Here is a 17143-nt window from a genome sequence, read left to right as displayed (position 1 = left end):
AGTTTTCAAAGAGCATTTTTGTTTCATCGCCCAGAGGCGACTTTCTTAATTTACCACATATCCACTCGTGAAATCAAGTGTTTTTTAAAACTTTTTTCTCGACCGCTCTGCGTTAGTGCAGCAGCGACGTTTGTTAATATAGCATGGATCGCAAACAGAAGTCAACATTAATTGAAATTTTTTTACCCCATTAAAATAAAACCTGTTTCTCTGTCACCATTTTCTCCTTCTTTGCATACGATCTCTTGGATCAACAAGCGCTGGAGCATCTTGTCTATCACGAGAGGAATCTCGATCTCAGCCTCTTGAATCATTGGATGATTCATCAACTCTTCCAAACGCCAAGGCCCTGCCTTTGTCTCCATAAGCTCAACCAGATATCGTACAGATTCCTTAGTTCTAGATGCGATCCAAAATTCAATGGCCAGCACAAGCAGTTCAATTCGCTTCTCCAATGCTTCTGCATTAAAAGATAGCTCCTCATACAGCTTATAAATAGAAGGATCTATCTGTTTAACTTGCGTCCATAAAGCTGGCTGAGGATGATCTCCCGCTTCATATACAATGAGACGAGCCAAATAGTGAATCGTTTGAATGGCAGAGTGATGCGCATCCAGCATCATGCCTTGCTGCAAAAACTCTTTTGTCTCGTGAAAAAAACGAAGGCTTTGGGAATACTCCTTACAGATATGTTTTTTCTGGAGAGAAGATGACAAACTTGCGAGGCGCAGTTTCATTTGTTTCATATAATGATCTTTGTCCCAAATGATTTCCGCCCTTCGAAGCATCTCGGCAAGTCGTTCATCCAAACCGCAGATGGCTCCCTTCTCCAGTTGCCACGTGCTGATTTGCTGCTCAATGATCACCTGTTCTTGAAATAGCATCCTGCGGATTTTACCATCAGCTTGGGGCTCATTTACTACGACGAAATAAAAGATTCCCTCACGAAATGGGACTAGCATATCTGAATCATTCAAAACAAGCACTGCTTGCACATCCAAGCGCTGCTGGAGATTTTTCAGATACGTCTGCCTCAAAGTCATGCCTTGTTCCTCCCTGCCCCCTGGGTTGAACTTATGGATTCTACAAGTCTTGTCCGTTTCCTGCTTGTCAACAGACAAATCCTTTGTATGCTATACTATAGGGTAGGAGGAATGATCATGAAAAATACAGAACGCCTGAGCAAGATCAAACGCATGCGCACATGGGGCAACTGGAGCATGGTAATCGGCATTTTGCTGATGTATACAGGGTACGCATTTTTTGCAGGTTATTTGGACTTTATTCCTTTACTTGGAAGCCTCTTAAAAGGCTCTTACATTTTTATGACGCTGCTTTTGATCATCGGGTTCATTCTGACAATGGGCAGTACAGTCTTGTTTATGATTTCCGGGATGGTCTCCACTTCAGCTCCACAGGTGCAGTGCCCTTCATGCCAAAAAGTGACGAAGATGTTGGGAAAAGAAGACGCCTGTATGTTTTGTGGACAACCTTTACGCCTAGAAGACGGACATCCTCAGCAAAACCAGACATAATATGATTCCTTTTCATCTATATGTAAAAAGCCACCTGCTAATTCCCGAGCATTCGGGAGCACAGGTGGCTTTCTTTCGTGAAAGCTGTCTATCTTTTATTTCAGAGTCTCGTCAATTGCTTGCCATATCTCCGGCACCTCAAAACCACGGCGCCAAGAAGCTACACCCGCCAAGTCGTACTTATTGACGATCTCCATACGCTTCTTCATAGAAGTTACATCTTCTATCCACATTTTATAGACGTTGCCATCTTTCGGGTCTTTATACTCCACGTAATGTTGACCTGAAGCTTCATCCAGAACTGGCGTCAGCTTGCGTTCGTTGATCCAATCCTGCGCTTTTGTCATGGAATAAGCTTTAGAGCTCACCTTCACAGTGCCATCAGCCTGCTTGGCTTCTGTCCACAAGCGTGTGTAAAAAGGTACACCCAGCAAGAGCTTTTCGTTAGGGACTTCCTCCAAAACTCCTTGCAAGCCCCGCTCCACCCATGGCAATGATGCGACAGAACCAGCTTTTGGACTCGCTGCCCAGTGCTCATCATATGTCATCACCGCAACATAATCAACGACCTCCGCCAAAGCTTTCCGATCCAGGAACATGGACCATTGCTTCGCGTTTGACTTGATCGTCACATCTATAGAAACGGTCAGTCCTTGTTGATGGAGATACGGCGTCAGCTCCCGAACAAACTGTACGAGCTCCTCTTTTTCTTCCAAATACACGTTTTCAAAATCGATGTTGATGCCATCGAGATCATAAAGATGAGCGTAGTATAAGAGTTGGGCAATTAACTTATCTCGCTTGTCATAGCTACTGAGAACAGACTTGGTCCAATCTGGATTAAAGCCGTTTGTAACTAGACCCCATACCTTGTAGCCCCTATTATGGGCCCATTTCACGTATGCAGGATCGGCCCTGTTCAACAGATTTCCTTCTGCATCCTTCATTTCAAACCAAGTAGGAGAAACTACATTTACCCCTGGTAATGCACTAATTTTTGAAACATCCGGATTTTTACTGACGACGTGCTCCCATACGAGGTTGATCTTCCCCTCAGGCTTCCAAGCAGCTTCTTGTTGTCCGGTAGCAGTCGCGTGCTCCAACTGAACTTTGCGCACATCCGTCATTTCAATACTTTTCTCTGAAATGAATCCCCCTACTCCCGAGGCCGTCAAAACGCGATACCAGTTTTCCTCTTTGCCAAGAACGTCGACAACCTCTCCTGACGACAGCTCTGCTACGATCGGGGTTCGGTGAGAAGCACCGGTACGGACAGCTTGTTTTTCCTCTGCAGCGATCACTTTCGCTTGCTGGATTTCGTAGCCCTCTTTTTCAACGACCAGGACACCCGTATCTGCTTTTCGCTCAAAAGAGTAAGGATATAGCTTTGCCAAAGGATCCAGCGGGACATAGCGTGTTCCGTCGACCTCTTTAACCGGAACGAGTAAATCCACAGGTTTTTTGTTCAGATAAGCGACAACTTCTCCGCTCTCCATACGAAGCACCTTATCCTTCGTCGTGACGATAACCGAACGTGTAGGCTCATCCCAGAAAATCGCAGGATCAATGTTTTCTTTAATGAAATCAAAGGGCAGCAATATTTGCTCTGATTCCAATATATACGAGGGATCTTTCCGTGAGCCTTCGTATACAATCACATTTTTATCACCATCATACGGCTGCACATGCACAGTTGAGGCACGGAGCACAAAAAACCAGTAAATACTGCCAAAGATGGCCAACAATAAAAAGCTTAACAAAAACAACGTGCGAAAAACCCTTCGTTTTCTTCGTCTTGGTCGCAGAGTTCTACCCGACTCCCTGCTCATACTCTCCACCTGCTTCCCGGTACATAAGCCTGTCTTCTGACTTGGGCTGTATGATTTGACTCATTATTTCGATCATAACGTTGGTTCAATCCATTCACAACCTTTTGTATTCTGGTAATTCACGGACAAGCTTCCTACCAAGAAAAGACGTACGAGAAGCCAAAAGGTTACAGATATCGACAGAAAGGGCTATGTCATCCAAAAACAAACACCCCCTGCATCACCGGGATTATCCGATTCAAGCAGGAGGTGCTCATTCATCAAACACATTCTTAGTGGGGATTCTTTTGACAGGAATCACAAACGCCATAAACTTCCATACGATGTCCGGTTACTTTGAAGCCGATGTCTTTGGAAGCAGCTACTTCTGCATCCCGCAAATACGGAAAGTGGAAGTCCCTGATTGCACCACAGGTGGAACAGATCGCGTGATAATGATCTTCTTCCACATTGGCATCGAATCGGCTGGACGCATCCCCGTAAGTGAGCTCTGTAACCAATCCAGCATCTTTAAAGACTCGTAGATTGTTGTAAATCGTTGCAACGCTCATATTCGGGAATTTGCCTTCAAGGGCTTTATATATTTCGTCAGCCGTCGGGTGAGTCATCGTTTCCAGCAAATAGGTCAAAATTGCATGGCGCTGAGGTGTCATGCGAACCCCGGTATTCTTGAGGATTTCAACTGCTTTCTCCACACGTTGTACCATCTTGTTACACCCCACAGTCTTTCGCAAGACAAAAGAACAGCTTCTCTAATGTCATTGATTAGAATTACTATAAATAAGTGTACGTCTAGTCAACGAAAACTGTCAATATCCATTCATCGGATTTGGACAGAAAGAAGTGGAAAATCAGGTTTTTTACTTTACTTTTGCAGGCATTTTGGTTGCAGGTTTCTTAACTTTTTTTGCTTCCGCCTGTGCAAACTTACACATGGATTGAATTGTACAGCTGCCGCACTGAGGATTACGCGACGAGCATACACGTCTGCCGTGCCAGATTAGCCAATGATGCGCATCCGTCCACTTCTCTTTTGGAATGCGCTTCATGAGCTGACGCTCCACTTCGTCCACATTGTCGCTATTCGCAAGGCCTAGTCGGTTCCCGACACGGAATACATGCGTATCCACCGCTATCGCAGGAATCCCGTATGCATTGGACAAAACGACATTGGCAGTCTTTCTTCCTACCCCTGGCAACGCTTCGAGCTCGGCATGCGTTTGTGGAACTACGCTATTGTATTTTTCATACAAGATTCTACAGGTCTCTAAAATGTTTTTACTCTTATTCTTATACAAACCGAGCCCTTTTATATGCTCTTCCATTTCTTCCTGTGTCAAATGAAGGTAATGCTCCGGCTGGTTTAGCTGTTGGAACATGGGTGCTGTAATCTCATTCACCCGTTTATCTGTACATTGGGCAGAAAGAATGGTCGCAATGAGAAGTTCAAACGGGGTTGTATAATTCAATTCACAGTGCGCATCCGGATAAAGCTGCTGCAAATTATCCAAAATGTCGGCAACAGGTACTTTGCGTTGTGCCATAAATATATCCCCCTTTTCCCTCCATTATACCGTCTTGGTCAACACAGCGATCGATAGCACCGCAGACTGCACATGATGTACAATGAGTCTGGAAGTATTTAACGGGAGGAGGTTTTCCATGAAAGTATTCCTGACTGGTGCCACAGGGTTTGTTGGACGGGGTATACTCGAACGCTTGCAGGCAGAGGGGCATGAGATCGTTTGCCTCACCAGGACTAGTTCAACAGGTAAGCTTCCCTACTACGAAACCGCCAATGCAAATATAACAGAAGCAACTGGCGATCTGTTTGATAAAGAATCGTTGTTGAGAGCGATGCAAGGCTGCGATGCTGTCATCCATCTCGTCGGAATTATTCGCGAACAACCGGGGAAAAACATTCTCTTTTCTCGTATTCATGTAGAAGGCACAAAAAATGTACTGGAAGCCGCCAAGCAAGCTGGAATCAAGCGCTTTGTACATATGAGTGCCCTGGGCGCACGTGAAAACGCTACTAGCGCCTATCACCGTACCAAATACGAAGCGGAGCAGCTAGTGCAAGCAAGCGGTATTTCGTACGTCATTTTCCGTCCATCTGTTATTTTTGGTGCTGGGGATGAATTCGTGAACATGCTCGCCGATCTGGTTCGGTTACCTGTCACACCGGTCATTGGTGATGGTTCCTACCCTTTGCAGCCAGTCGCTCGCAAGACGGTCGCCGATGTATTCGTCCAAGCCTTAAGCCGACCTGAGACAACCAATCAAACCTACGAAACAGGTGGACCCGAACCACTCTCCTACGGCCAAATCCTAGATGCGATTGGCGAGGCCATCGGTAAGCGGAAGGTCAACAAGATTCACATTCCCCTTGCTTTGATGAAGCCTGTAGTAAATATGATGGAGAGATTCCCATTCTTTCCTATTACCAATACGCAGCTCACTATGCTGCTAGAAGGAAACGCATGTAAGGACGGAAAGCTTCTCTACGATACTTTTCACACAGAGAAAATCGACTTTCTCCCGGGAATCACCACTTACCTGCGTACCAAATAAAAAAGGAAGCCCCCTGATTGATTCCAGGGGGCTTTTGCCTATTCGTGCAGCGTTTTCTCAACTGCATTTGTCTCTTTATTAATATGACGAGCCACAACGAAAAGGTAATCGGACAATCGGTTGAGGTATTTGACCACGGACGGGTTTACCTGCTCCTGCTGTGCCACATGGACAGCTTTGCGCTCTGCACGTCTGACGACCGTACGCGAAACATGGAAGGCGGCGGCTGCCGGATGACCCCCAGGCAAAATAAAATTGGTGAGTGGCGGCAACTCTGCATCTAGCTTGTCAATTTGCTCTTCCAGAAAAGTAACATCCTCTTCTGAAATAGGCCAACCTACTTTTTTGCCTTCTGGCGTTGCCAGTTCAGCCCCTACATGGAACAGTTTTGTCTGAATGACATGGAAGACATTCTGCAATCCCTTCCACTCTTCCGTCGCAGGTAACAGAGCCAGTGCCAATCCTATCTGCGAGTTGGCTTCATCACACGTACCGTATGCCTCTACACGGTCCGCAAATTTCGGCACGCGGACACCTGCAACCAGTGATGTCTCACCTTTATCCCCTGACTTTGTATAAATCTTCATTCCGTATCCCCTCCTTTGGTTCCGTTCACAAAGCTTCTGCGACCAGAATCAATTCTGAGCTATTTGCATCAAAAGGTGTTTTTGCAAAAGATCCGTATCGTTGTGTGACCTTCAAGCCGTTTAAGCGAAGCAAATGATGGAGCTCCGCGGGGAAAATGTAGCGGATAGTAAATCGCCCCTTCACCCGTTCCGTCACAACTCCCTGTGCATCCGTACGCTCGTATATGCGTGTCACTTCAGACAGTTGCTGAAAATGGTCATAACGGGTGTAATCCCACATCGCAACCTCTTCCCCCGATGGGAGTGGATAGGTGCCACGCAAGGACATTTTTTCATTTTCCTCGTAAAAATGCTGAATCTTGGGCACAAACACGTTCATGATGAACTTCCCGCCTGGAGCCAGATGCTTGCGAATGCACGTCAAAGCCTTCATTTGCTCTTGAACATGCAAAAGGTGCAAAAACGACCGAAAAGGAATCATAATCAGCGAGAATGACTCCTGCAGATCAAAGGCCCGCATATCCCCTTGCAATAGCTTCAAGCCGGATGTTACACCTTGTTCCTCTGCTTTTACCTGGGCCCTTGCCAGCATATCCTGGGATAAGTCAATTCCGGTAACGTCGATGCCAGCCTGCGCCATCGGAATGCTGATTCTTCCGGTGCCGCAAGCGAGATCCAACACTTTTCCCCCTGCCAGCTTGGCTTGTTCCAGATAGAACTCAACATCACCCGCAACACCGCGTTGTGTGAGATCATAGTAGTCAGCCCATTGATACATATTGCTCATATGGTCCTCCTATGCTTGCATTTCTTCTGATTGAAGGTAAGCCATAACGAGCTTTGCCGTGTTGTCGAGCGCTTCTTTATGTGTACGTTCATGGGAGTGGGAAGCATCTACTCCCGGTCCAATCAAGCCATGGACAACGTCATACCCGGCTCTCAATGCCGCACTTGCGTCAGAACCATAGTAAGGATAAATGTCCACTTGGTAGTTCAAACCGTTCGCTTGTGCGAGCTTGGTCAGATGGCTGCGCAATCCGTAGTGGTAAGGTCCTGTGGAATCCTTGGCACAAATGGACACACAATACTCATCCGTCGTCTGTCCGTCACCAATCGCTCCCATGTCGACAGCAAGGTATTCCACCACGTTGGCAGGGATGCTGGAGTTGCCACCGTAGCCGATCTCTTCATTATTGCTAATAAAAAAGTGTGTGGTGTAAGGCAGCTTCAGACTGGATTCACTTAGTTCTTTCAGAACCCCCAGCAATACAGCTACACTTGCTTTGTCGTCGATATGACGGGACTTGATAAAGCCGCTATCCGTTACAGTCACCCGCGGATCAAAAGAGACAAAATCTCCGACGGAAATCCCCAGCGCAAGTACCTGCTCTTTGTTTGTGACCTTTTCATCCAGTCGGACTTCCATATTCGCATCATTGCGCTCGGCTTTGCCCGCTTCTGAGCTGTAAACATGCACGGAAGCTTTGGTGGACAGAATGGTACCGGTTACAAGACGACCGCTGCTAGTCTCTACAACGCAGTGCTCCCCTTCAATCGCATTGAATGCAAAACCGCCGATCAAGGTCAGCTTCAAGCGCCCATTGCCCTTTATTTCTTTTACCATCGCGCCCAGCGTATCGACGTGAGCTGTCAAGAGTCTTGCCTTTTCGTTATTGGCCCCCGCTACTGTTGCAACGATTGCCCCTTTGTTTGTCCGTTTATAGGAAACGCCAAGCTTTTCTAACTCTTGTGCAACCCAGGCCATTACTTTTTCTGTATTGCCAGATGGACTTGGGATGTTCGCCAATTGGCAAAAGCTTTGCACAACATATTCCGTGGATACGCTCATCTGTATGTCCTCCATTCGCCCATTGCGAAATAAACGTTAGGATTGAAGCTCTTCCTTAATAAATTGAAGAACTTCCTGCACATGCCCTTTGACCTTTACTTTTGGCCATACTTTTGCGATGTTGCCTTCTTTATCAATGGCGAACGTCGTGCGTTCAATGCCCATGTACTCTCGTCCGTACATTTTTTTCAACACCCACACACCATAAGCCTCTGCCACTTGGTGATCCGGATCTGCCACAAGTTGAAAAGGCAATTCGTGCTTCGCTATAAATTTGTCATGCGATTTCACAGAATCCGGACTGATTCCGAGAACAACTGTATTCAGTTCTGCAAAGCCCGAATGGAAGTCACGAAAGTCGCATGCTTCTGTGGTACATGTAGGCGTTTGGTCCTTCGGATAAAAATAAAGCACCACATTTTGTCCATGAAATTGGGAAAGTGAGATGGTCTGATTGTTGCTCGCCTGCAAAGTAAATGCAGGTGCAGCTTGTCCTACTGCCGTCAAACTTTTCCCTCCTCTCGATAATATCCTGTTTTCGCTGGTCCCATTTTACCACAATCTAGTATCCACTTCATCCGCATACAAGTTGCGCTTTGATTCAGAAAAGGATAGAATAAAAAAAAATAAAATTTGGCCTAGTCAGTTGGATGGTGAATTAACATGAAAGAGTTTTTTGAAGTAACAGATCCAGAAGCGTTGAAATCGCTTGCTATAGCGGAACGTGTTAAAATTTTGGAACTCTTTGAAGATTTGGAGCCCAGAACGGCCAAACAAATCGCTACAGAACTAGGCGAAAATGCAGCACGGCTACATTATCATGTGAAGGAGCTCGTGCGTGTTGGGTTGCTCGAGCAAGTGGATACCCGGGTAAAAGGCTCAATCGTGGAGAAATATTATGAGCCCGTTGCCAAGGTCATTCAGGTCAAGCTTCAATTGATGATTGAAGAAAACGCTCAACAATTAAGTGATGTCATGTTTACACCGTTTCGAACTACGGAAAAGGACCTCATGAGGACTCTCAACCGCTTCGTCGCCAGCGACCAAGATGTTCGGAAAGAATACCAAAATACGTTTGCTTATAATTTGACCGAGTTTTATCTGAGTCAAGATGAACGTAATCAATTTGTCGAAGAAATCTCTGATCTGTTGCAAAAGTACAAAGGGTTCAAAAAGGAATCTGGTCGTCGAAAATTCAAGTTTTTCGATACCCTGTTTCCATTGACCCCAGCTGATCCAACAGATGATGTAGATGCTCCTTTTGATGATTCGGATGAGTAAGTCACCAAGAAAACCATCAGATACGATGGTTTTCTTTCATTTTTTAATCAAAGGAGGACTCCAATGCGGACGATTTTGTTTGATTTCGACGGCACAGTTGCCGATACCCTCCCCCTGATCTTCACCGCTTTTCGCTCTACTTTTCAGCAGTTTTTGCAGGAGCATTATACGGACGAACAGATTGTAGCTCTCTTTGGCCCCACAGAGACAGGCATTTTGCAAAACAAGCTTCCCACACATGCTCATGACAACGCCCTCGCTCATTTTTATCGTGTATACACAGATGAACACTCCCGCGTACAAAACCCGGAAAATATTCGAAGCATGCTCGACGAACTTCACACAGCAGGTATCCAAATGGGAATCGTAACAGGAAAAGGGCGCACAAGCGCTGACATCTCCCTTCGAGAATGGGGATTAGATTCGTATTTTTCCGTCGTGATCACAGGGGATGAGGTCACCCATCCGAAGCCTCATCCAGAAGGTATTTTTACCGCTATGAAACAGCTAGGCGCTACTCCTGCGGAAACCATTTTCGTTGGTGACAGTGATGCCGATGTGTTGGCTGGCCGTGCGGCTGGTTTGCGAACAGTCGGTGTGAATTGGCTTCTGGTCACACAAAAGTCGGGAAAATTTGATCCCGAGCCTGACTACCACTTTACGGATGTGCAAGCTTTTACCGATTGGATACTCGGACGCTAAATGAAAAAAGGTGTGTCCAGACGCCGAAGCGTGGACACACCCTATTCTGATTAATACGCACGTCCGAACCAGACGCTATGCTGTGACTCTTTGCCGCAGCAAATGCAGACTTTCTTTTGTACAGGAGGTTCAAACGGAATGTTGCGTGAAGTGAACTTGGTTTCTTCTTTGACCTTCGATTCACAAGCATCGTCCCCACACCAGCCAGCTAACACCCATCCGCTCGTCTTGTTTTCGCTCTCGCATTTTGAAATATGAGCGGATAGCTGCTCCAGCGTATCTATCTCGAAATATGAGTTCTCATCACGAAAGGCTAGTGCTTTTTGGAACATATTTTGCTGAATCTCTTCCAACAGTTGAGCAACTGTCTGTGCGATACCTTCAAGCGGAACCGTAATCTTCTCCCCTGTATCACGACGAGCCAGAATTACTTGACCATTTTCCACGTCACGCGGACCGAGCTCTAGGCGCAGCGGAACCCCGCGCATTTCCCACTCATTGAACTTCCAGCCTGGTGTTTCTTCGCGAAGATCAGCACGCACACGCACTCCTGCCGCCTTAATCTCGTCAAAGAGTGGATCAAACGCCTCCATTACTTTCTCGCGCAGCTTCATCGGACCAACTGGGATCATAATAACCTGTGTCGGAGCCATGCGAGGCGGCAACACTAGACCGCGGTCATCGCCATGCACCATGATCATCGAACCAATCAGTCGTGTAGAGGTTCCCCATGATGTGGTGTGAACGTACTTGAACTGATTGTCACGATCCAAGAACTTGATTTCAAAGCCGCGCGCGAATTTATCACCCAAATAGTGCGAGGTGCCCGCTTGCACTGCTTTGCCATCCTTCATCATGGCCTCGATGGAATACGTGTCCACAGCACCGGCAAAGCGCTCACTCGGTGTTTTTTGTCCCTTCCAAACCGGAATTGCCAGCTCCTGCTCGACGACCTCCCGGTAAATCTCCAGCATTTGCATCGTTTCCTGACGAGCTTCCTCCTCTGTCGCATGTGCCGTGTGGCCTTCCTGCCAGAGGAATTCCGATGTCCGCAAGAAAGGCATCGTCCGCTTTTCCCAGCGAAACGCGTTTGCCCATTGGTTGATCAGTACAGGCAAGTCGCGGTAGCTCTGAATCCATTGGCTGTACATATGTCCGATGATCGTCTCCGAGGTTGGACGAAGCGCGAGCTTTTCCTCTAGCGGCTCGCCACCAGCCTCTGTTACCCACGGCAGCTCTGGATTAAAGCCCTCGATATGCTCTTTTTCTTTTTGAAAAAAGGACTCGGGGATCAGCATCGGGAAATAGGCATTGCGATGCCCTGTCTCCTTGAAGCGCTTATTCATCGCCTCTTGAATTCGCTCCCACAGCTCGAAGCCATCTGGCTTGAACACGATGCAGCCGCGTACCGGTGTGTAGTCCATCAAATCCGCCTTTTTTATGGCATCGATGTACCAACGCGAAAAATCCTCCGATTGCGGTGTAATTTCTTTTACAAACGCTTTGTCCTCTTTCATCCGTCTACGCTCCTTTTTATTCTTACGTAAAATACAAAAATCCCCCATCCCAAAAAGGGACGGAGGATCAACTTCCGCGGTACCACCCTGATTGACCACAGCATACGCCATAGTCCTCTCGATAACCCGATAACGGTGGGCATCCGGCTGAGCTCTTCACCAGCGGCTTCAGGATGGGGTGCAGTTATCCTTTACGTATCAGCCTTCCAGACTAGGGCCGACTCTCTGTCACGAGGGTATAGCTGCGGGTCCTTTCATAGCCTTTTGTACTTTCTATTAACTACACATATTAGCGAGTCACATTGGAATTGTCAATTGCTAGTACGGGCAGCAATTCGAGATCCGAGCTTCACGTAGATCGGATAGGCCACCACAGAAATCATGATACCTTTAAAAAGATTGAACGGCACGATTCCGTAAAGAACCAGTGACCAGATACTTGTCGCGTTGAACATAGTCAAAAGCTGTTCAATCGGCATTTGATATAGTACAGCGTACGCAGGCAACAGCACATATGCATTCGCCACAGCCATGACAATCGTCATCAACAGCGTTCCCAGAGCAAGACCAGTCAGGAATCCTTTTTTGCCTTGACCAAGACGCTGCATGTAGACAGCCGCAAAAATAAAGCTTGATCCTGCTACGACGTTTGCGAGCTCACCGATCAAAAGACCGTCTGTATTTTTGAAGAGCATGTGCAGTGTATTTTTCAGTACCTCGATAATAACGCCGGCTACAGGTCCGTACATGAGTCCCCCGATCAATGCCGGGAGGGTACTGAAGTCGAGCTTCAAAAAGCTTGGCATGAGCGGAACGGGAACCTCGAGATACTGCAGAATAAATGCAACGGCCGCAAGCATGGGAATCGTCACCAGCTTCTGGGTTGCACGTGTGCGCGAAGAATGCAGCGCTGTTTCTTTCATGTTTACCATCTCCTCATTTTTCTTCCTTCTTGAGGAATGGCAACAGTCGTTGTAAGCTCACACGTCTGGTCACACAAACATAATAAACCCTGTGGCTATAAGTTCCACAGGGCATTTGCAAGCGTATGACAAAACCGTGCGCAAATAAAAGGTACAAGAAACAAGAGGGCTGGCCTCTACGTTCTCATCCCGTTTGCACAGGCAAACAAGCACGTGTGATAAACGTACTGTCGTCATCCTTCTCCCATCCAGACTGTACTGTCGGCTCTGGAATCACACCAGATCCTGCACTCCGTCGCTACTTGCAGCTCGGGAGGCTCGCGGGCTTAACATGCACAAAGCATGATCACCGCCGGTCGGGAATTTCACCCTGCCCCGAAGGAATGTGTAGTTGTATACAGCATATTATACTGCTGTTTTTTAATTTGACAATAGCGGAAACTGCCAGTTCGACACTTATTGTTTATTTATCCGATCTATTTAGTAGGTATAACATTAATCCGCTTGGTAGTTACCTTGACCAAAAAGAAATAGACCGCCCTTGAGTGAACTGAACTGTTACCCGTTAGATGGACACTTTGAAAAAAGTGACCCTCTAACGGGTAACAGTTCAGAGTTGACAACTCTGCGGTCTATTTCACACCAAGTTTTGACATCCAATTATTACCACAATGACTTCAAATTATAAATAATCAAGAACCCGCTCCCCGATACTTCGTAACTCCCCAGTTCCAGACTATCAGTCCGATCCCGAAAAAGATGACAGCCACTACCGGAGTCATTGCAGCATAAGTGTACCAGACTTCCTTACGCAAAAAGTAAGCTGCCGGATAAACACCTACGAAGGCAAACGGTAGCACGTAGGTGAGCACAAAGCGTATGGCCTTGTTGTACACATCTACCGGATAGCGCCCATATTGCTGGATGTTGTAGATCATTGGGGCAATCCCTGTCCGCGAGTCGGAAAAGAAGCTAACCGCAGCAATCGCGGTATACACGCCACCATAAATCAGCGCCCCGCTGATCGAGAGCCCGATAAAGATGAACACATCGTACCAGTAAAACGACAAATCGAGTTGAATCGCCGCATACCCCATGATGATGATCCCGGTTATGACCCCAAAAATGCGGTCTGGCGCAATCGACTCGAGGCACACCTGCGCCAGATTGTGAATCGGTCTCGTCAGAATGCGATCCATCTCGCCCCGGATGATATACCGTTCGTTGAAGTCCCAAAAACCGAAGAACATCGAGAACAACGCATATGGAACCAAAAAGAAACCATAGATAAAGATAATCTCGTCACGCGTCCAATCCCCCATAAGCGGAACATGCGTGAACACGACAATAATAAAGATGAGATTGATCAATTCAGAAACCAGATTGGACACAAAATCCCCGATAAAATCCGTTCGATAGGCAAGTCTCGTCTTGAAGTACTGGCTCAGGTAGTCGGCAAAAATACTGAAAATATGTCTCATGTTTTGCATGCTCTACCCTCCTTGCACAACCAGCTTGTTGCGGGCAAGACGCCACATCACCAAGATGGGAACCAGTATGACAAACATCCAGATGACCTGAAAACCGATCAATTCCCAAGAACGTTGCGTTGTAATGGCACCTGTGAAGATCAGGCTCGGATAGTAGTTGACGGCCTGAAATGGAAGGTAACCCATTACCGTTTGCGCCCAGCCCGGGAAAAAGCTGATCGGCAGCACGAGACCAGACAACAGATCCACTACGACCCGCTTGGCTCGCATCATGCCATCGTTTCGAAACAGGAAGAAAGTCAGCAAGCCTGTCACGAGGTTGATTTGTGTATTGATCAAAAACGCACACATCAAGCTGATCAAATATAGCCCCCATCCACTCGCTGTCGCCGGGAAGCTGAACGGAATGATCAGGCTGATAAGGAAGATCCCTGGACCCGCGAAAAAGAGAAAACGAAAGATCCCTTCACCAAACGCCTGGGCCGTTTTCACGGACAAGTAATTATAAGGGCGTATCATTTCAATCGCGACCTTGCCCTCTCGGACGTCCTGCGCTATTTCTGTATCGATGTTGTTAAAATAAAACGCCCGTGACATCCAAGCAATCGCAACGTAGGAAGTCATCTGTTCCACAGTAAGCCCGCCCAGCTGCTGCTGTCCTCCGTAGATCGCTCCCCATAAAAAGTAGTACGCCCCGATGTTGATCGCATAGATAATGATCCCGCTGTAGTAGTTCACGCGATAGGCAAGCATCGTCAAAAACCTCATGCGAATGAGTTCCATATAAAGCTTACGCATGGCTAGCTACCTCTTGATCTGAGGAATAAATATTGCGAACGATATCCTCTGTGCTCGTCTCCTCGATTTTCACGTCACTGACTTCAAAGGATGACATGACCGTCGACAAAACAAAAGGCAGCATTTCCTGACTCCGCGCTACTTTTACACTGAGGGTAAAATCATTGATTTGCTCGATCTTACAAGGCATCTCTCCCAGCGCCTGACGGAGTACGGCTGCTGAAGTACGCTTTTTCATTTGGAATGACACCTCTGTGCCATTGCCCCATTTTTCCTTGAGGTCATTCAGCAAGCCATCAAAGATCAGCTTCCCTTTGTCCATGACAAGCACGCGTTTACAGAGTGCTTCGATGTCAGACACATCGTGCGTCGTCAACAAGATCGTCATATTTTCCGTCTCGTTCAGATTGCGGAGAAACTCGCGGATTTTTTGTTTAACGAGCACATCGAGTCCCACTGTCGGTTCATCCAAAAACAACAGGCGCGGCTTATGAATCAAAGATGCAGCTACTTCACAGCGCATCCGCTGGCCAAGACTCAGCTTGCGAACAGGCTGACTGACGAATGGCGTAATCTCCAGCTCCTCGATCAAACGCTCCAGCCACTTTTCTCCCTCGATCTCATCGACCTTATAAACACTTTTCAGCAGACGGAAAGACTCTAACGGTGATAGATCCCACCAAAGCTGAGAGCGTTGCCCGAAAACAACTCCGATAGAACGAACGTAATCTTCCCGTTGCTTGAAAGGCACGTAGCCATTGATGACAATTTCGCCGTCGCTCGGGGTTAAAATGCCTGTCAGCATCTTGATCGTGGTCGATTTTCCGGCACCATTTTCCCCGATCAGCGCGAACATTTCGCCTTCCTCTACTGTAAAGGAAAGGTCATCTACCGCTTTTACCGTCTTATACTCCCGACTGAACAAATCACGAAAAGCACCACCAAGGCCCGGTCTGGACTGATGGATGCGGAAATCCTTTTGTAAATGATTTACCTGAATCATGGAAAACCGTCCTTTTTTCTTCGGTTGAATACCATTTGTAGTGTATATGAGCCAATCGAATTGTGCAAAAGGCAAACTGCACCAAACTGTTAGTGAAGATAAAGGATCATTCCCGTTTTGTCATCCGACTTTTTGAAGCGAATGTAACGGATGCATTCAGGATCGGTGTTTTCCAGAGAGATAAGCTCGTCTGTATAACGTTGCAGCCCTTTATGTAAGATCGGCAGCACCGTCTCTTCCCATTTCGGCTGTGTTCCCCCTAAAGCTCTCGGCATGAAAAGACCATCCGTTGCCAGCACCAATGCCTTCATGCCAACTCGATTAATCCGTCCAAACTCCGTAAAATCCCGACAGGCAACATCGCCATTCAACACTCCGTAGCCTTCTGGTCCATTCGCCTGATAGCGGTTATGGAGCAGGATGTCCATACATCGTTCGTGCAGCTCTGTTCGGGTACACAATCCTTCGTTGATTCCTTCTTCCCACTTCACCAAAGCGGCCTGTTCCAAATGGCTGACCTGCGGATGTGTCAGGGGTCGTACAGTGTCATCTTCATAAACGGCAAAGATCATGCAATCTCCTAGCTGCGCGTACTCGATATGGGCATCTCCTACACGAACGACTGCACAGGCCGCTCCCCATAATGCTTCTTTTTTCTCAAGCTCGATGCCGCTTTGCCGCATCCGCCCCTGAAGCTCTTCGTTTATCGTCTCCAAATAATCGTGCAAAGCTGCATCCTCCGGCATTGCCTCCAGCTGCTTTTTTACGAGCTCAGCCGCAATCGCTCCGCCTGTCTGTCCTGCTGCGTTCTCATACGGGATCAGTGACGTAATGCCATCAATGACCGCATACACATGCTTAGCCTGCTGAATCACATAGGCGTCCTCATTGCTTTTGCCGCTTCCTTTCATGGAGATGCTCTCAAGTTTCATGATGACCCCGCCTTTTTCCATGGAGTGATTTGCTTGAAAATTGTATCATTTTTCCTTTTCTCCTTCTATAGCTCTCCGTTCATATCCAGTTGTTGAACAGCTGTGGTAAGATAATGAAGGACT

Annotated in this window: 18 protein-coding genes and 1 riboswitch; of the genes, 4 read left to right on the top strand and 14 right to left on the bottom strand. The window is 47.1% G+C overall.

Annotated elements, in window-relative coordinates; translation table 11 throughout:
• Positions 1-182: 182 nt before the first annotated feature.
• Positions 183-1043 (bottom strand): hypothetical protein, encoded by an 861-nt coding sequence (locus C7R93_RS08405; protein WP_106838398.1) that lies wholly within the window; start codon positions 1041-1043, stop codon positions 183-185.
• 117 nt (positions 1044-1160) lie between these two features.
• Between C7R93_RS08405 and C7R93_RS08400 the strand changes: the two genes are divergently transcribed.
• The gene (locus C7R93_RS08400) at positions 1161-1535 is read left to right on the top strand and encodes a YgzB family protein (protein ID WP_047073749.1); all 375 of its coding nucleotides are present in this window, start codon (positions 1161-1163) and stop codon (positions 1533-1535) included.
• A 95-nt stretch (positions 1536-1630) separates the two neighbouring features.
• On the opposite strand, the gene C7R93_RS08395 is transcribed toward C7R93_RS08400, so the two are convergent.
• The 3 genes from C7R93_RS08395 to nth all read right to left on the bottom strand — a co-directional run bounded on the left by C7R93_RS08395 (position 1631) and on the right by nth (position 4908).
• Positions 1631-3364, bottom strand: a complete 1734-nt coding sequence (locus C7R93_RS08395) for a glycosyl hydrolase family 18 protein (RefSeq protein ID WP_106838397.1) — start codon at positions 3362-3364, stop codon at positions 1631-1633.
• 272 nt (positions 3365-3636) lie between these two features.
• Positions 3637-4071, bottom strand: a complete 435-nt coding sequence (perR, locus tag C7R93_RS08390) for a peroxide-responsive transcriptional repressor PerR (RefSeq protein WP_017250178.1) — start codon at positions 4069-4071, stop codon at positions 3637-3639.
• Between the two features lie 153 nt (positions 4072-4224).
• On the bottom strand, positions 4225-4908 hold the full coding sequence (gene nth / locus C7R93_RS08385; RefSeq protein WP_106838396.1) for an endonuclease III: 684 nt from the start codon (positions 4906-4908) through the stop codon (positions 4225-4227).
• Positions 4909-5026: 118 nt separating this feature from the next.
• Here nth and C7R93_RS08380 point away from each other — a divergent pair, with 118 nt between their 5' ends.
• The gene (locus tag C7R93_RS08380; protein WP_106838395.1) at positions 5027-5938 is read left to right on the top strand and encodes an SDR family oxidoreductase; all 912 of its coding nucleotides are present in this window, start codon (positions 5027-5029) and stop codon (positions 5936-5938) included.
• Positions 5939-5976: 38 nt separating this feature from the next.
• Here the strand turns inward: C7R93_RS08380 and C7R93_RS08375 are convergent, their stop codons facing one another.
• From C7R93_RS08375 to bcp, 4 genes are read right to left on the bottom strand one after another with little or no spacing between them, the layout of a single operon-like run.
• Positions 5977-6525 carry a cob(I)yrinic acid a,c-diamide adenosyltransferase gene (locus C7R93_RS08375; RefSeq protein WP_106838394.1) on the bottom strand — a complete coding sequence of 183 codons (549 nt, stop codon included), beginning with the start codon at positions 6523-6525 and terminating at the stop codon, positions 5977-5979.
• Between the two features lie 25 nt (positions 6526-6550).
• Positions 6551-7312: a class I SAM-dependent methyltransferase gene (locus C7R93_RS08370; protein WP_106838393.1), complete on the bottom strand. Its 762-nt coding sequence runs from the start codon at positions 7310-7312 to the stop codon at positions 6551-6553.
• Between the two features lie 9 nt (positions 7313-7321).
• Positions 7322-8374 carry a M42 family metallopeptidase gene (locus tag C7R93_RS08365; RefSeq protein WP_106838392.1) on the bottom strand — a complete coding sequence of 351 codons (1053 nt, stop codon included), beginning with the start codon at positions 8372-8374 and terminating at the stop codon, positions 7322-7324.
• 36 nt (positions 8375-8410) lie between these two features.
• Positions 8411-8881: a thioredoxin-dependent thiol peroxidase gene (gene bcp / locus C7R93_RS08360; RefSeq protein ID WP_106838391.1), complete on the bottom strand. Its 471-nt coding sequence runs from the start codon at positions 8879-8881 to the stop codon at positions 8411-8413.
• Positions 8882-9037: 156 nt separating this feature from the next.
• On the opposite strand from bcp, the gene C7R93_RS08355 reads away from it, so the two are divergent.
• Positions 9038-9655, top strand: a complete 618-nt coding sequence (locus tag C7R93_RS08355; protein ID WP_106838390.1) for a winged helix-turn-helix domain-containing protein — start codon at positions 9038-9040, stop codon at positions 9653-9655.
• Positions 9656-9718: 63 nt separating this feature from the next.
• Complete coding sequence (locus C7R93_RS08350; protein ID WP_106838389.1) at positions 9719-10357, top strand: HAD family hydrolase; 639 nt, start codon at positions 9719-9721, stop codon at positions 10355-10357.
• Positions 10358-10407: 50 nt separating this feature from the next.
• On the opposite strand, the gene proS is transcribed toward C7R93_RS08350, so the two are convergent.
• The 6 genes from proS to C7R93_RS08320 all read right to left on the bottom strand — a co-directional run bounded on the left by proS (position 10408) and on the right by C7R93_RS08320 (position 17020).
• A complete protein-coding gene (gene proS, locus C7R93_RS08345; RefSeq protein ID WP_106838388.1) occupies positions 10408-11874 on the bottom strand; it encodes a proline--tRNA ligase in 1467 nt (488 codons plus the stop codon).
• Between the two features lie 311 nt (positions 11875-12185).
• Positions 12186-12797: an ECF transporter S component gene (locus C7R93_RS08340; RefSeq protein ID WP_106838387.1), complete on the bottom strand. Its 612-nt coding sequence runs from the start codon at positions 12795-12797 to the stop codon at positions 12186-12188.
• Between the two features lie 232 nt (positions 12798-13029).
• Positions 13030-13184: riboswitch (FMN riboswitch) on the bottom strand.
• Positions 13185-13489: 305 nt separating this feature from the next.
• Positions 13490-14287 carry an ABC transporter permease gene (locus C7R93_RS08335; protein ID WP_106838386.1) on the bottom strand — a complete coding sequence of 266 codons (798 nt, stop codon included), beginning with the start codon at positions 14285-14287 and terminating at the stop codon, positions 13490-13492.
• 3 nt (positions 14288-14290) lie between these two features.
• Complete coding sequence (locus C7R93_RS08330; protein WP_106838385.1) at positions 14291-15085, bottom strand: ABC transporter permease; 795 nt, start codon at positions 15083-15085, stop codon at positions 14291-14293.
• Complete coding sequence (locus C7R93_RS08325; protein ID WP_106838384.1) at positions 15078-16088, bottom strand: ABC transporter ATP-binding protein; 1011 nt, start codon at positions 16086-16088, stop codon at positions 15078-15080. Before C7R93_RS08325 ends, C7R93_RS08330 begins: the two co-directional genes overlap by 8 nt.
• 89 nt (positions 16089-16177) lie before the next feature.
• Complete coding sequence (locus tag C7R93_RS08320; protein WP_244191476.1) at positions 16178-17020, bottom strand: protein phosphatase 2C domain-containing protein; 843 nt, start codon at positions 17018-17020, stop codon at positions 16178-16180.
• Positions 17021-17143: the final 123 nt, after the last annotated feature.

Source organism: Brevibacillus fortis, from assembly GCF_003013395.1.
GTDB lineage: Bacteria > Bacillota > Bacilli > Brevibacillales > Brevibacillaceae > Brevibacillus > Brevibacillus fortis.
Note: the sequence above shows the minus strand (reverse complement) of the source record. Positions and strands in the feature narration are given on the sequence as shown.

What these genes read in the sequence shown, in the direction of transcription:
- C7R93_RS08405 (WP_106838398.1), bottom strand. Translation starts at nt 1,043, where the DNA reads ATGACTTTGAGGCAGACGTATCTGAAAAATCTCCAGCAGCGCTTGGAT.
- C7R93_RS08400 (WP_047073749.1), top strand. Translation starts at nt 1,161, where the DNA reads ATGAAAAATACAGAACGCCTGAGCAAGATCAAACGCATGCGCACATGG.
- C7R93_RS08395 (WP_106838397.1), bottom strand. Translation starts at nt 3,364, where the DNA reads ATGAGCAGGGAGTCGGGTAGAACTCTGCGACCAAGACGAAGAAAACGA.
- perR (WP_017250178.1), bottom strand. Translation starts at nt 4,071, where the DNA reads ATGGTACAACGTGTGGAGAAAGCAGTTGAAATCCTCAAGAATACCGGG.
- nth (WP_106838396.1), bottom strand. Translation starts at nt 4,908, where the DNA reads ATGGCACAACGCAAAGTACCTGTTGCCGACATTTTGGATAATTTGCAG.
- C7R93_RS08380 (WP_106838395.1), top strand. Translation starts at nt 5,027, where the DNA reads ATGAAAGTATTCCTGACTGGTGCCACAGGGTTTGTTGGACGGGGTATA.
- C7R93_RS08375 (WP_106838394.1), bottom strand. Translation starts at nt 6,525, where the DNA reads ATGAAGATTTATACAAAGTCAGGGGATAAAGGTGAGACATCACTGGTT.
- C7R93_RS08370 (WP_106838393.1), bottom strand. Translation starts at nt 7,312, where the DNA reads ATGAGCAATATGTATCAATGGGCTGACTACTATGATCTCACACAACGC.
- C7R93_RS08365 (WP_106838392.1), bottom strand. Translation starts at nt 8,374, where the DNA reads ATGAGCGTATCCACGGAATATGTTGTGCAAAGCTTTTGCCAATTGGCG.
- C7R93_RS08355 (WP_106838390.1), top strand. Translation starts at nt 9,038, where the DNA reads ATGAAAGAGTTTTTTGAAGTAACAGATCCAGAAGCGTTGAAATCGCTT.
- C7R93_RS08350 (WP_106838389.1), top strand. Translation starts at nt 9,719, where the DNA reads ATGCGGACGATTTTGTTTGATTTCGACGGCACAGTTGCCGATACCCTC.
- proS (WP_106838388.1), bottom strand. Translation starts at nt 11,874, where the DNA reads ATGAAAGAGGACAAAGCGTTTGTAAAAGAAATTACACCGCAATCGGAG.
- C7R93_RS08340 (WP_106838387.1), bottom strand. Translation starts at nt 12,797, where the DNA reads ATGAAAGAAACAGCGCTGCATTCTTCGCGCACACGTGCAACCCAGAAG.
- C7R93_RS08335 (WP_106838386.1), bottom strand. Translation starts at nt 14,287, where the DNA reads ATGCAAAACATGAGACATATTTTCAGTATTTTTGCCGACTACCTGAGC.
- C7R93_RS08330 (WP_106838385.1), bottom strand. Translation starts at nt 15,085, where the DNA reads ATGCGTAAGCTTTATATGGAACTCATTCGCATGAGGTTTTTGACGATG.
- C7R93_RS08325 (WP_106838384.1), bottom strand. Translation starts at nt 16,088, where the DNA reads ATGATTCAGGTAAATCATTTACAAAAGGATTTCCGCATCCATCAGTCC.
- C7R93_RS08320 (WP_244191476.1), bottom strand. Translation starts at nt 17,020, where the DNA reads ATGAAACTTGAGAGCATCTCCATGAAAGGAAGCGGCAAAAGCAATGAG.